This is a genomic window from Nostoc sp., assembly GCF_036917235.1.
GTDB lineage: Bacteria > Cyanobacteriota > Cyanobacteriia > Cyanobacteriales > Nostocaceae > Nostoc.
The window spans coordinates 36,067-49,547 of sequence record NZ_JBALDU010000046.1; the positions used below are offsets into that span (position 1 = coordinate 36,067).

The following is a 13,481-nucleotide window of genomic DNA, read 5'->3' on the forward strand; positions in this document are numbered from 1 at the left end:
GCGTAATCTAGATTGCCAAACTGTTTTTGTTTACACAGAGAAGTGGCGATCGCAAATTCCCTTTTAATTTTGTTTCATCTATCTTTACGATTCAACCCTATTATGGTATATCACTGTGGTAAATACGCTCTGATGATGTTGCTAATTATCAGTCAATAGGGACAATCTCGCAAAAACAAATTTTAAGGGTACTTATTACATTGTTTGAAGTTATGTAGCCTTTTGATTACGGCCTATCAACCACTGCGGTAGACTATGCGTTGATTATGATTCTTTCGCAGAGAAGAACACTCGAAAGGAGCCGTTTATTCAATGTCTCATTCCGTAAAAATCTACGATACCTGCATTGGCTGCACCCAATGCGTCCGCGCTTGCCCTACTGATGTACTTGAGATGGTTCCTTGGGACGGCTGTAAAGCTGCTCAAATTGCCTCCTCACCCCGTACAGAAGACTGCGTGGGCTGTAAGCGTTGCGAAACCGCTTGTCCCACCGACTTTTTGAGCATCCGGGTTTACCTGGGCGCTGAAACAACTCGCAGTATGGGTCTAGCTTACTAAAAAGCTGAGTGCTGAGTGCTGAGTGCTGAGTGCTGAGATAAAAAGAAGTAAATCACAAATACAATTTTTTGATTCTTCACTTGGAACTCGGAACTCGGAACTCGGAACTCAGCACTTTTCATGAAATCGCAATTTTAGATTGGGGATATAATCTCTGGGTATCTAAATCCTAGAAGCTGTTTTTGTACCGTCAAGTCAACCGATTTTGGATTTTGGATTTTGGATTGGATTTTGGATTTTGGATTTGTTTCACGCCACTTGCGGGTGAGGCATGAACCAAAAAAATCTAAAAGACGCTCTCTACGAGACGCTGAGCGTAGCTTGCAACTCTTACAGAGTACGCGGACTCGCTAACGCTCCGCTATCGGCAATCTAAAATCTAAAATTGGCACAGTCAAAAGCTGACGGGGAATCCGCTGTAAAAAAACCTAAAATCTATAACAATACCTAGTGGTAGAGGGAGTAAAATACTCCCTTTTTTCTTTGCAAAACGTCCACTTTATGCTACCTACTATACTGGATTTAATCATCCTGAAAAAAAAGTGGCGTGAAGAATGTGCGGAATTGTTGGATATATAGGCACTCAAGCGGCGACAGACATTTTACTAGCTGGACTGGAGAAACTAGAGTACAGGGGCTACGATTCGGCTGGAATCGCCACTGTTTGGGAAGGTGAGGTAAATTGTGTGCGGGCAAAGGGAAAACTGCATAACCTGCGTTCTAAACTGGAACAAATAGAAACCCCTGCCCAAATTGGTATTGGTCATACACGCTGGGCAACTCATGGTAAACCAGAAGAGTATAATGCCCATCCCCATTTGGATACAGCAAAACGAGTAGCTGTGGTGCAAAATGGCATTATTGAAAACTACCGCGAGTTACGCGAAGAACTCAAAGCAAAAGGACACCAGTTTCTCTCTGAAACCGATACAGAAGTAATTCCCCATTTAATAGCCGAATTTTTAAAGAATCTTCCTCCCTCATCTTCCTCATCTCCCTTCCTAGAAGCAATTCGCCAAGCCGTTAACCACCTAAAAGGAGCATTTGCGATCGCAGTTATTTCTGCGGACTACCCCGATGAATTGATTGTTGTTCGCCAACAAGCACCTTTAGTAATTGGTTTTGGGCAAGGGGAGTTATTTTGTGCCTCTGACACGCCAGCGATCGTTGCCTACACCCGTGCCGTACTACCTCTGGAAAATGGCGAAATTGCCCGCCTCACACCTTTGGGCGCTGAGATTTACAATTTTGCTGGCGACAGGCTGAAAAAACAACCCCGACTGCTCAACTACAATCCTGCAATGGTAGAAAAGCAGGGATTCAAACATTTCATGCTCAAAGAAATTCATGAGCAACCAGGGGTAGTAAGAGCGAGTTTAGACGCTTACTTTAATCCAGCTGACTCTACCGAATCGCCAATCAATCTTGGTTTACCTGAAGATTTATATACCGATTTAGAACAAATTCAGATCGTTGCCTGTGGTACCAGTTGGCACGCAGCATTAATCGGAAAATATTTACTCGAACAATTAGCAGGAATTTCAACTCAGGTGCATTACGCTTCTGAGTATCGCTATGCACCATCACCCGTGACGGCTAACACCTTGATCGTTGGTGTTACCCAATCAGGTGAAACAGCTGATACCCTAGCAGCTTTGACGATGGAAAAAGAACGTCGCCAAGGGAAAGAACCCAAATATCAAGCGCGACTACTAGGCATTACCAATCGTCCTGAAAGCAGCCTTGGTCATCTAGTGCCCCATGTCATCAGTACCTTAGCGGGAATTGAAATTGGGGTAGCAGCGACAAAAACTTTTACTGCCCAACTGATGGCGTTTTATGCTTTGGCATTGGATTTAGCAGCTCGTCGTCAGACAGTTTCAAAAGACACATTAGATCAAATTATTAATGGGTTGCGGCAGATTCCCAAAGAAATTGAGGCAACATTGGCAAATCAAGAAAGTTTAACCGAACAGCTAGCCCATGAATTTGCTGAAACCCAAGATTTCATTTTTGTGGGAAGGGGAATTAACTTTCCTATTGCTTTAGAAGGGGCATTGAAATTAAAAGAAATCAGCTATATTCACGCCGAAGGGTATCCGGCTGGAGAGATGAAACACGGCCCGATCGCACTTTTAGATGCGAAAGTACCAGTAGTTGCGATCGCAATCCCTGGTAGTGTATACGAAAAAGTTATTTCCAATGCCCAGGAAGCCAAAGCTAGAGATTCTCGGTTAATTGGCGTGACTCCCGTCAACGATGGCGAAGCTGCGGAAATCTTTAACGATCTTCTTCCCATTTCTCATGTAGAAGAATTACTTTCTCCGATTTTGACAGTAGTTCCTTTGCAATTATTGGCTTATCACATTGCCGCCCGTCGCGGTTTGGATGTCGATCAGCCTCGTAACCTTGCTAAAAGTGTCACTGTAGAATAATTTATACTTCCTAATCAGGAATTATGCTGTATATTACGTGATATTATTGCTGGATAATTGTATTTTAGCACATCCAGCAATTTTTTTGATGTGATGTTTCACACAAGGGACTATATGTCTACACAATAACAAAATGATTGACGTTGGGTTTTTAGTTGGGCTTAAACCTTGAAAAAATCGAGTTTTATTTCTACTAAACCAATGTTAAAAACAAATTTATGGTTATTATTAAAGGAGTAATACTTAGTGCTAAGTGGTCAGAAAAAACAGAACAAAAAAAACGACAAGGGAGCGACTTTAGATTTTGAGCAATCCCTTTGAGCATCTGCGGATAAGCTGCGTCAATATCATCCCGCAGCAGAGTTTATAAAAATTTACAATAGTAGTTAATTTATGAATCAACAAACAATTAAATCTTTAGATTTAACTATTGACAAATTATTTGATGATTTCTACAGTATACCACCGTATCAAAGAGAGTATGTTTGGGAAGAAAAGCAAGTAGAACAACTTTTGTATGATGTATATAAAGAATTTCCTCCCATTGAATTTCGCCATAAATCAGATGATTATTTTATTGGTAGTATTGTCGTTTGCCCTAGTTCTGATGGTAATAACAATCTTTATGAAGTAATTGATGGACAACAACGAATTACTACTGCTCACATTTTCTCTTGTGTTGTTAAAAACTATCTTATAAAGTTAGAAAATCATGCTTCAGTTGATAGCATAAGAACTCGGATATACGGAATAGATACAGATTCTAACGGTTTTGATGTACCTCTGTACAAAGTAGCACTTCAGTATGAAGATAGTAGCAAAGTTTTAGACAAGTTTGCAGATGACAATTTTGATTTAGAGCAGATAGTTGATAATACTAAATCTGCTCAGAATCTGGCCAATGCTTATGCAATAATTTACAATTTTATTTCCAATGAATTTGGGCAAGAGGAAAGTGAATTAAGGAGATTTTACTTACATTTTACGAAGAAAGTCAAACTTGTACGTGTTGAAACAGCAGATGTTAATCACGCATTACGAGTTTTTGAGACTCTTAATGATAGGGGCGTTGGTTTAAATCCTATGGATTTATTAAAGAACCTTATGTTTAAACAAGCCAATATAGAAAATTTTGAAAATATTAATACTCAATGGAAAGAACTAAATGATGCAATACAATCAGCTAATGAAAAACCTTTTAGTTTCCTACGTTACTTTATTTTTTCCAACTTTGATGTTAAACGTGATGATGTACAAGAAGAAAAAGTTTATGAATGGTTTTTGAATAATAACTCAGTATGTCAATATACGGAAAAACCAATTGAATTTGTAGAAAAGCTACGTAAATCGGCTAACGCATATGCTTCTTTTATTAAAGGAAAAAATACAGATGGTACAAATAACCGTTATTTAGCTAATATTAAACATTTAACTCCTAACTCTAGACAACATATGAGCCTATTATTAACAGGTCTTGAGTTACCAAAAGAATTATTTATAGAATTATGCCGCCAACTGGAAAATACGCTTTTTGCTCTTATTATTACTGGGAAAAAACTGAATGAACTAGAACGCACTTTTATTGAATGGTCTAGTGAAATCCGCAAAGTAAAAGATGCTGATACCTTAAATCAGTTTGTAAATCAGTACATTTTACCCATTAAGCAAGATATTAGACAAAAGTTTGAAGAAACATTCCTTAATCTACAAGAAAAAGATTTGCCAAAATATCGATTAAAATATATATTGGCAAAATTTAGTCAGGATATTAATGAAAAAGCATTTGGTAGTGAAGAGAATTGGATAAATTTAAATACATTTATTCAGAATAAAATAGAAATAGAACACATTTTACCTCAAAAACCTGAGCAAGCTATTGTTAATGATTTTGATAAGCCAAATGAAATAACAAAATATATATCTAGGTTAGGTAATCTGACTTTATTAGAAAAGACCATAAATGCCTCCATTGGTAGGGGTACTTTTTCCGAAAAAAAGGGTGCTTATCCGCAGTCTGTTTTCTTGTTAACTAGGTCAATAACAGAGAAGCCTGTAATTGGAACTAATACAGCTATTAATCGAGCAGTTGAAGATATTAAGGAATTTACAATTTGGAATTCTCAGGCTATTGAAGAGCGTCAGAAAATGCTCACTTATTTAGCAAAACAGGTTTGGGATATGGATGAAGTAGTTTAAAAAGTCACTGTAGAGTCAGCTACATTGGAATCTGCTTTTGAAGATATTGTGGCTTCTAAAGAAAGAAGGGTTATTATGATCGCTCATTTTGAACCCGAACTTCATAAATTAGATACAGTTGGAATTCATACCATTGCAGGTATTCCCAAGTCAGGCGTAATTCAGTTAACTAAAAATTCTAGGCTTCGGATTCGCCTACCGATGGATCAAGTGCGTTTGGTTTATCCGTTAGCAGGTAAGCCCCTGAGAATTGGCAAGCATACAATTCGTTTGGGGATTCCTGAAATTTATTTGCTTGAACCTGCTGAGAAACTGCGATCGCGTATAGTGATTATCCAGGGTTATCAAGAACCAGAGTCATTTTTAACAGCAGCACAGCGTCAGTTAGAACAACTGGGTATCCAGGCAAAAGCTTTTATTACTAAAAATGCTGATGGTAGCCCAAAACGTAGAAGTATCAAAATCAAGCGCTTTACGGTTGTGGGTTTTGGGTTAGAAATCATTAATCTCAGCAATGAAGATTCGCTAACATTGCTCAGACATGGCATTGGGGGAAAGCGCAAGATGGGTTGTGGCGTTTTTCTACCAGTAAAGAGAAAGAGAAACGCAAGTTAAAGCTGGTTTTGGCTACTACTCAATGTAAGTATGAGAGCGTTTACCTTCAATGCATCTAAATAAGTTTTTGAATCTTTCCCAGAAATAAAATAAGATGTCTGTAGTGGCTAGTGTCGTCAACCCCAAAATTCAGTTAAATTTGGGCGATCCAAGCATAACTTGGATACATCGTGTTGGCATAGCAGGACTTTGGATGACGCTCAAGCAACTAGAAAAACTATACCCAATACCTACGGAACGACCTGGTAATTTAACTTGGTTCCTGAGTCCTCGCAGTATCAGCCTTGAATGGCAAGGGGAGGATTTCATAGTTTTAGACTGGCTGCTAAAGCAATCTTTTCAGATTAATGAAGAGGGTCTAATTTCGTTGATAGGCTTAAATACGCATTCCATCAATATTGAAACCCAAATTAATATTCACCTGGGAATCACGGCAACATTCCTTCAACATAATCAGGTTGTTAAATTTAAAGGGAAAAAATCTAAGTCATTAAAAGTTGACGGTGTTGATGGCATAGAAATAGATATTGAATATAAAAAAGCAGTTTCCTATGCTCATCAGCATTTTGCTAAACAACTCTGCGATGAACAAGGTAAATTCTTACAGCAGTCAATTGGCGTAGTAGGTTGGCTGTATCCGGGATCTATAGTTCGTCATGTCGCTTTTACAAAAGAAACTAAGTTTGAAGAGAAACCACAACTGGCTTTTGCTCTTTTATATGCTCCTGTTGCTTGCCACTACTTTGTATTGCGATCGCATGCTCAACCGCAACACCCGCAGTATGCCCTAGTTATACCTGAAGTGGCTAACTTAGAAATTTATGCCCAGCAATATTGGAGTTTGGGAAACTTGGATTACAAATATTTCCATATATCTAGCTTAGGAGATGCTGCATTAAGATTCCTGACTGATAAAACAACTGCTATACCCAATCAGGTAAAACGATGCCAAGTAATATTATTTGGAACGGTAGTTTGGTCAAAGCAGCAAAAAACTCGCACACAAATAGCAGTGGTGGAAGCGACTGAAATAATTAATATTGTCTATAAAGTTAGTTGCATCTCTTTTCCAGAGTACAGAGTTATTAATTATCAAAATAAAAACTTTATTATTAGCAATGCGATTAAAGGAATAATTGCTGATAATTTAGTAAAAGGTTTTCTCTGGTGGAATGATTTATATATAAAAATCCTAAATTTAAATTTATTTAAATTTAGTTTTTATGAAGATAGAGGAATATACAAAATGATTCAACACTCTAAATGGGATATAGAAGCTCAAAAGCTATTTATTCAAGCTTGTCATGAAGCCTTTAAAAAGATATATGCTAAGATTTATGACCGAACCAAAGAAGGTCAATATGCTCAAATTGAACGAGAAAATATACGTATTTTATCGCAATTAGGACGATGCATAAATGTTGAGAACTTCCGCAAATTTATTGCAGAGTTCTGGGGAAGAGCGGGACAGCTTTCAATTTTAGAAGAACATTGGGAAGAATTACTGCCCTTGACATCGGGAATAATGGATTGGAAGGTTGCCAGAGATTTAACTTTTATCGCTATTGCTAGCTATCCAAGAAGCAAGAATATAAATACAAAAATATCAGAAAAAGCTGAGTTAGACAATGAATAAATATGTATTTTTTGAATTGATTACATTAATCCTTTAGCTAACTTTAAAATGTTTCATTTATTCGGCAATATTTTGACAAACTACGGAACTGCAGCTAATAATCGTGGGGAAAATGAAGGAAACATAACTACCTTACAAAAATTAATTTGGAAAGGTGAAGTTCATACTACTATTTCATCTGAAGCAATTCGTTGGGCATTACGGTACTACTGGCAAAATGTTGGCTATCCGGTGAATCGACGTTGGGATGAGAATGCTCAACCAGTAGCGAATCATGTTTGGCAAGACCCCAACTTTGATGATATTCGCTTCATTGATGATGATATTTTGGGATTTATGCAGGCAGAAGCAGCAAAAGTGGAAGCGTCAGATGAGGCTGAAGGTGAAGTGGCGGGAAATCATGCCCGCTTTTTGTATGATTTCTCCCCTGAAAGTATTGTACTGCGGTGGACACATGATTTTTCTCCTCGTTTTCTATATTGCTTTGAGCAAGACGAACTGGGAAATATGTCAGTATTAAACTTAGTGCGACAGGTAGAAGTAGGAGATATTGATCCCAAAGAATTATGGATTGGAGGTTTAATTTCTCAGGGTTTAGAAGACTTAGGAGCAAATGTGTTTCCTGGAGTGAAATCCGCAGTCAATGCGCTAAAACAGGTCATTGCTGAAGATTTACAGTTGTCATCAGGGAGGGACTAAGTGACGACAATTGCTTTGAAAGTTGAAGTACCTATTGCTTGTTTTCGTCACTCCCGTGCTAGAGAATATGCTGAAACGTATCCAGTCCCTCCACCTTCTACAGTGTACGGGATGTTGCTTTCTCTGATTGGTGAGACAGATCGTTATAAACATTGTGGAACTCAATTAGCGATCGCACTCTTGTCTAAACCAGAGAAATCTATTGTAATTCGGACTTTTCGCAGGTTTAAAACGAAAGATATCCACCATCCTAAGAATGCTAAACCTGATTATCAAGAGTTACTAACGAACGTTGAGTTTGTAGTTTGGGTGAAGACAGACAAAGCAAAGCCTACTTTACCAGAACTTTTGCAGCAGGCATTTGCGAACCCAGCTTCTATTAATCGATTTGGTGGACTGTGTTTAGGTGAAAGTCGCGATCTAGTCAATACTGTTACCCTTTTACCTGAGAACTATGATGGTGAGTCGCTGTGGTGGTTAGTTATAGATGAAGATGGTTCGCTAACTCTACCCTACTCTACCCTACTGGGTTGACCATGTTGGGTCTAAGAGAACGCGCTGGCAGTGTTATGAGCTTCAACAGTCCCAGGTATGGCAACCACCGGATTTATCGTGGACTACAATTCAAACTAGTTGAAAAATGAGGATATTTAGATTTTGGCAAGGATATCTCCTTGTTGCGCCGACACAAAGAGATAAAAAGTCGGTATTCTTTACTGAATCAGCAATCTAGCGCTTTCACCATGATTTAGGATGCTTGCAATTCCTCAGAAAGTTCCAATAATAAGCCTTCTGAGCGTTGTTAAGTTAGCCTAGCCTATTAAATTTTGCAAATTTAGTGCCTCCTAATGACAGGTGCTTGTAAGATCATCTACAAGACGTGATGGATTAACGTGTTTAGCCATCGCCGTTCTTTAACATTAGATGTCGTAAGACGTTGAGCAGGAGTAAGTGCCATCGTTTTTGTAATTGAGTCCCAGTTCTTTAACATTAGATGTCGTAAGACGTTGAGCAGCATATATTCCAGGCTACGAATATCGTTTAATTAGGCGTTCTTTAACATTAGATGTCCTAAGACCTTGAGCAGGATTATGCTACTCTTTGTCATAGCTTATACTTCAAATCCCCTCTTAACTGGAAATTTTTGCACGGATTTGTTCCCATTGCTCAATCTGCTTCTGTAATTGCAATTTGCGATCGCTCTCAACTGCACCAAGACCAGTAAACAAACCCTGACTATTCAACTGATCGCGGTAAATAGCAATCAATTCGGTCAATGCTTTTTTACAGCTTCCATCTCCTCCTCAGTGAAGGAATTTGTCTCTAAGCAAATCAGTCGTCTGCCAATTCTCTCCATAAGCTCCGACCTGCTTAGATCAAAATTGGAGGCGATCGCATCTAATCCTTCAATACCAGTGGGAGTAAGGGCTAGGTTGACCCTTTTCTTAACCTCGTCGTACATCTCTGGTACGTCTTTTTGTCCTTTCTGCCCTTTCTTTCCCATTAGTACCAAGCTATTACACACCTCCTAAATCATAGTCAACAGCAAGGACTACAGGTAGATTCTATAAATTACTCAAAGAGATTTAGTTATTGTGTAATACCTAAATTAGTGATAAAATAGGCGTTGTATAATACCTAAAACCTTGATAATTGAGGATAAAAATCCTCATAATTTTGTTTGCTGTGGAAAATTGGTGCGGATAGCGATCGCCACAAACTTGAAACACTCTGGAATTTACAAAAATATTCTTTTCCGGTTTCAACATGAGAAAGAATCTATGCTTGGTTTTTTTCCAGCCCCTTATCCAGATGAAATTTTATACAGCATCTTGGCTCGTTACCACATTAGGAGTGGTAACACCAGTCCAAAAATAACTCTAAGGGAGCTATTTAATTCTCAAGGTGTAATAGCTACTGTTGACTTACCTTCTAACCTGAATTCGTTGATTGAAAATCTCCAATTTATCTCGAATTATCAAGTAGAAGATTTGATATATAAATATACCCTCTATCCTTTCTACAGTGTTTTTCTGCCACCGAAAAGAGCCAGTCAGGTGATGGAGTCCATGAAGGCAGATTTCGGAGGAGATATTCATACCAGAACCGGGATTATGGCGAGTTCGTTGAAAATACAGAGGTATCTGCGATTTTGCCCAAAATGTTTGGAACAAGATTTGCAAAACTATGGAGAGTCCTACTGGCATAAGCTACACCAAACACCAGGGGTTCTGGTTTGCCCAGATCATAGTATGACTTTGCAAAATAGCATAATTCCCATGCAAGGTTTTAATAGGCATGAATACTATGCTGCAAGCCAAGAAAACTGTCCTGTTGTACCAATACAACAGACTTACAGTCAAGAAACTTTAAAGAAATTGCGACTGCTGGCTCAAGATATTTCATGGTTGATAAATAATAATCTTTTTTCTAGAGAACTAGAGTGGTTTCAAAGAAAATATATAGCTTTATTGATTGAAAAGGATTTTGCGACTGCAAGCAGGCGAGTAAACCAGAAGAGATTAGTAGATAGTTTTTTGTTCTTTTATGGTGCTGAAGTGCTTGAGGCTGTTAACTCGATAGTGAATTACGAAAATGAGCAAAACTGGCTATTCAGCATTGTCAGGAAGCATAGAAAGTCATTCCATCCCATCAGACACCTACTCCTAATTAGATTTCTGACGAATTCTATCGAGGAATTTTTCAACACGGATTACGAGTATAAACCTTTTGGTGGAGGGCCTTGGCTGTGTCTAAATGCTGCGGTAGATCATTACCTCAAGCCAGTAATAACTAATCTTGTTGTCACTCACTGTTTGGATAATAAAAAACCGTTAGGTACTTTTTTTTGTTCCTGTGGCATGGTTTATTGTAGAACTGGCCCTGATAAAACTGATGAAGACAAGCTACGAATTGGCAAAGTCTTGACTTACGGTCAATTTTGGGAGCAGAAGCTAAAAGAACTGGTAGAAATCCAAAAATTAGGTCTACGAGAGACAGCAAGACGGCTCAATGTCGATCCCAGAACGGTAAACCGCTATACTGCCATACTTAAGCTAAAAACTTTTTGGAAATCTTCACAGGAAAATCAGCTAGTAGACTTAGAGGAAGTTTTAGACTCAAATCTAAATTTAGCCAGCGATCGCAAAATAAAATACAGGGAAGGTTGGAAAGCTTTACTACAGCAGTACCCAGAGGCATCGAAAACTACTCTCAGGGCATTAGCTAAGGCAACATATATTTGGCTATACAGAAACGATAAAGAGTGGCTCAACAAAAATTCGCCTTCTTTAAAAATGCCTCTCCCTTGCATCGGTAAAGTTGACTGGGTAGAAAGAGACAAGCAAGTTCTCGAAAAGGTAAAAAATGCTGTGCGATCGCTTCTGAGTGCAGAAAAATCCGCGAGAATAACTATTGGCAAAATAGGCAAAGATATTGGCTTACTGGCACTACTCGAAAAACATTTGTCAGAAATGCCAGTGACTAAGGTTTATTTAGAATCAGTGACAGAAACTGTAGAGGATTTTCAGATTAGGCGCATTAAGTGGGCAATTCAGCGGCTTGATGATTGCGGAGAAGAAATTCAGCATTGGAAGGTGATTAGACTTGCTGCGCTACGAGAAAATTGCTCACAGAGAGTAAAAGCAGCTCTAGAAAGTGAACTTTATAAACAACCCGATTAAGTTAATAACACTTTCTCGATCATAGTTATGTTGAGCAAAAGTTCCAAAGAAGAAAGAGACGTGAATTTAACACGTCTCTAGGTGATGGGAAGAATATTGAGTTCTAAGCTACATCTGCAACCAGTAAGCCGTTGACAGCAACAATCAAAAGCAGTGCTGAATCAGAAGTATCACAGCAGTGTCTTTTATCGCTATTACAGGGTTGTGCTACCCATTTGCTTTCAAGATTGTGGTAAAAAGTTCCCAGAAGTTGGGAACCGTTCCAAACTCGATACAGTTCTCCCCAATCATCTGGCACTGAGTCAATTTCAATTTCTGGTGCTGCTGCGTCAGCTAAGTGGTCAACATATTCCTCAAACTCTGCTTGAGCAGAGGCTTGGTTGTCAAATTCATCTTGTACAATCATCTGAGTAACCTCATTGATGGGGTTTAACAAAAGGCGATCGCAATCTTTGGACGGAGGGCGATCGCCTTTGTCTTGTTACTCTATTGTAATTACTGGTTATTACCTAAACAAGAGCGTTACTACAAAATTTTCAAAATTCGCCACAATTAAGGTAAATAGAGTTATTACAGATTGAAAGTTTTCACCAAAAAGTAGTATGGCAAAGCGGCAGACAACAAAATTGAGCAATCAGATTATTGTCAGAATGGACGATGAGACAAAGGAAGCTTTTATGAATAAAGCTAAGGCTGAGGGCAAGACAGCCTCAGAGTTGATCATGGGATGGATTCGTTCTTACATGACTGAAGAACTCCAAGGAACTCCAGACTTAGCCAAAATGCAAGCGGACTTGGAGAATCTAAAACAACAAGTTGCTGCACTCCAAAATGAATACTTGGGAAAATTAGCAGCCTGAGAGAAGAGAACGATTCTCTCAGGCTATGGATAGATCAAATTATCAGTTCTGCCCCTAAGAACCCAAAAAACCCGTCAGATACCTGATGGGTTTAGTTTTGTTAAGGAGACTAACTATGGGAAGTTATATAGTTACTACAGGTAATTAAGAAGTAGTAACTGAGACGATGACTGCGATCGCACTCAAATCCGTTAACCCACAAGACTTTCCCTTACTTCTTTGGGTGTGACTTAATGCTTTACCTCATTACTATCTAACAAGTTTATCTACCTCAACTTTATTCTTGTTCAAATTCCTGATTACTAAATTTGAGAACCCGACAATTCTCGCTGACTATGCGAATCACGTTCTCTGGGACTCCTTCTGGGACAGTGACCTGAACGTTCCAAGGTAATTTCTACTTCAGCATCTACCAAACTACTAAGGTGTTGAATAACCTCGTCTGCTATCTGTCTTATATCACGTCGTAATCGCAATGCGTCCAATTTGACTGAACCATAGAAACGTTTTGGTGGAACTATGACAGTTACTTGGCTATCATTAAAGGAGCCATTTTCTGTTACTACAGTGTCAATAGTTTTTTCTTTTTCAGTTTTTTTTGTAGCTTCCTGTTTTTTCTTTAACTACTGGTGGAGTTACAGGTTTAACAGCAGCATCTGTCTCAAACTGGCGTTGCGCTATAGCAATCCTAAATGATTTATGAAAAAACACCATACTCATGAAGTTTAGAGAAGTCAAAAACTTGACAATGAATCGATAGCTCAAATAACGCCTTGACTACTGTAAAAGAATGACAGAA

12 protein-coding genes are annotated in these 13,481 nt (G+C 38.6%); 9 read left to right on the forward strand and 3 right to left on the reverse strand.

Features of this window, described 5'->3' with window-relative positions:
• Window positions 1-312: 312 nt before the first annotated feature.
• The 7 genes from psaC to cas5 all read left to right on the forward strand — a co-directional run bounded on the left by psaC (window position 313) and on the right by cas5 (window position 8,673).
• Window positions 313-558 (forward strand): photosystem I iron-sulfur center protein PsaC, encoded by a 246-nt coding sequence (psaC, locus tag V7K44_RS15620; RefSeq protein WP_015175986.1) that lies wholly within the window; start codon window positions 313-315, stop codon window positions 556-558.
• 554 nt (window positions 559-1,112) lie between these two features.
• Window positions 1,113-2,993 carry a glutamine--fructose-6-phosphate transaminase (isomerizing) gene (gene glmS / locus V7K44_RS15625; protein ID WP_334932867.1) on the forward strand — a complete coding sequence of 627 codons (1,881 nt, stop codon included), beginning with the start codon at window positions 1,113-1,115 and terminating at the stop codon, window positions 2,991-2,993.
• A gap of 393 nt (window positions 2,994-3,386) precedes the next feature.
• Window positions 3,387-5,189, forward strand: coding sequence for a DUF262 domain-containing protein (locus tag V7K44_RS15630; protein WP_334932868.1), 1,803 nt, complete (start codon window positions 3,387-3,389; stop codon window positions 5,187-5,189).
• A gap of 24 nt (window positions 5,190-5,213) precedes the next feature.
• Window positions 5,214-5,804 carry a type I-MYXAN CRISPR-associated protein Cas6/Cmx6 gene (gene cas6, locus V7K44_RS15635; RefSeq protein WP_334932869.1) on the forward strand — a complete coding sequence of 197 codons (591 nt, stop codon included), beginning with the start codon at window positions 5,214-5,216 and terminating at the stop codon, window positions 5,802-5,804.
• A 139-nt stretch (window positions 5,805-5,943) separates the two neighbouring features.
• Window positions 5,944-7,440: a type I-MYXAN CRISPR-associated Cas8a1/Cmx1 gene (cas8a1, locus tag V7K44_RS15640; protein WP_334932870.1), complete on the forward strand. Its 1,497-nt coding sequence runs from the start codon at window positions 5,944-5,946 to the stop codon at window positions 7,438-7,440.
• Between the two features lie 48 nt (window positions 7,441-7,488).
• Complete coding sequence (locus tag V7K44_RS15645; protein ID WP_334932871.1) at window positions 7,489-8,139, forward strand: hypothetical protein; 651 nt, start codon at window positions 7,489-7,491, stop codon at window positions 8,137-8,139.
• Window positions 8,140-8,673, forward strand: a complete 534-nt coding sequence (gene cas5, locus V7K44_RS15650) for a type I-MYXAN CRISPR-associated protein Cas5/Cmx5/DevS (protein ID WP_334932872.1) — start codon at window positions 8,140-8,142, stop codon at window positions 8,671-8,673. It begins immediately after the preceding gene.
• 596 nt (window positions 8,674-9,269) lie between these two features.
• Here the strand turns inward: cas5 and V7K44_RS15655 are convergent.
• Window positions 9,270-9,416, reverse strand: a complete 147-nt coding sequence (locus V7K44_RS15655; RefSeq protein ID WP_334932873.1) for a hypothetical protein — start codon at window positions 9,414-9,416, stop codon at window positions 9,270-9,272.
• Entirely contained in the window at window positions 9,413-9,643 is a 231-nt protein-coding gene (locus tag V7K44_RS15660; RefSeq protein WP_334932874.1) for a hypothetical protein, read from the reverse strand. The genes V7K44_RS15655 and V7K44_RS15660 overlap by 4 nt, the downstream gene beginning before the upstream one ends.
• Window positions 9,644-9,785: 142 nt before the next feature.
• Between V7K44_RS15660 and V7K44_RS15665 the strand changes: the two genes are divergently transcribed.
• Window positions 9,786-11,822 carry a TnsD family transposase gene (locus tag V7K44_RS15665; RefSeq protein ID WP_334932875.1) on the forward strand — a complete coding sequence of 679 codons (2,037 nt, stop codon included), beginning with the start codon at window positions 9,786-9,788 and terminating at the stop codon, window positions 11,820-11,822.
• 103 nt (window positions 11,823-11,925) lie between these two features.
• Here V7K44_RS15665 and V7K44_RS15670 read toward each other — a convergent pair whose 3' ends face one another.
• Window positions 11,926-12,228 (reverse strand): hypothetical protein, encoded by a 303-nt coding sequence (locus tag V7K44_RS15670; RefSeq protein ID WP_334932876.1) that lies wholly within the window; start codon window positions 12,226-12,228, stop codon window positions 11,926-11,928.
• A gap of 196 nt (window positions 12,229-12,424) precedes the next feature.
• Here V7K44_RS15670 and V7K44_RS15675 point away from each other — a divergent pair, with 196 nt between their 5' ends.
• The gene (locus tag V7K44_RS15675; RefSeq protein ID WP_334932877.1) at window positions 12,425-12,682 is read left to right on the forward strand and encodes a hypothetical protein; all 258 of its coding nucleotides are present in this window, start codon (window positions 12,425-12,427) and stop codon (window positions 12,680-12,682) included.
• Window positions 12,683-13,481 lie beyond the last annotated feature (799 nt).

Coding starts and splice junctions, on each gene's coding strand:
- psaC (WP_015175986.1), top strand. CDS start 313: ATGTCTCATTCCGTAAAAATCTACGATACCTGCATTGGCTGCACCCAA.
- glmS (WP_334932867.1), top strand. CDS start 1,113: ATGTGCGGAATTGTTGGATATATAGGCACTCAAGCGGCGACAGACATT.
- V7K44_RS15630 (WP_334932868.1), top strand. CDS start 3,387: ATGAATCAACAAACAATTAAATCTTTAGATTTAACTATTGACAAATTA.
- V7K44_RS15645 (WP_334932871.1), top strand. CDS start 7,489: ATGTTTCATTTATTCGGCAATATTTTGACAAACTACGGAACTGCAGCT.
- V7K44_RS15660 (WP_334932874.1), bottom strand. CDS start 9,643: ATGGGAAAGAAAGGGCAGAAAGGACAAAAAGACGTACCAGAGATGTAC.
- V7K44_RS15670 (WP_334932876.1), bottom strand. CDS start 12,228: ATGATTGTACAAGATGAATTTGACAACCAAGCCTCTGCTCAAGCAGAG.
- V7K44_RS15675 (WP_334932877.1), top strand. CDS start 12,425: ATGGCAAAGCGGCAGACAACAAAATTGAGCAATCAGATTATTGTCAGA.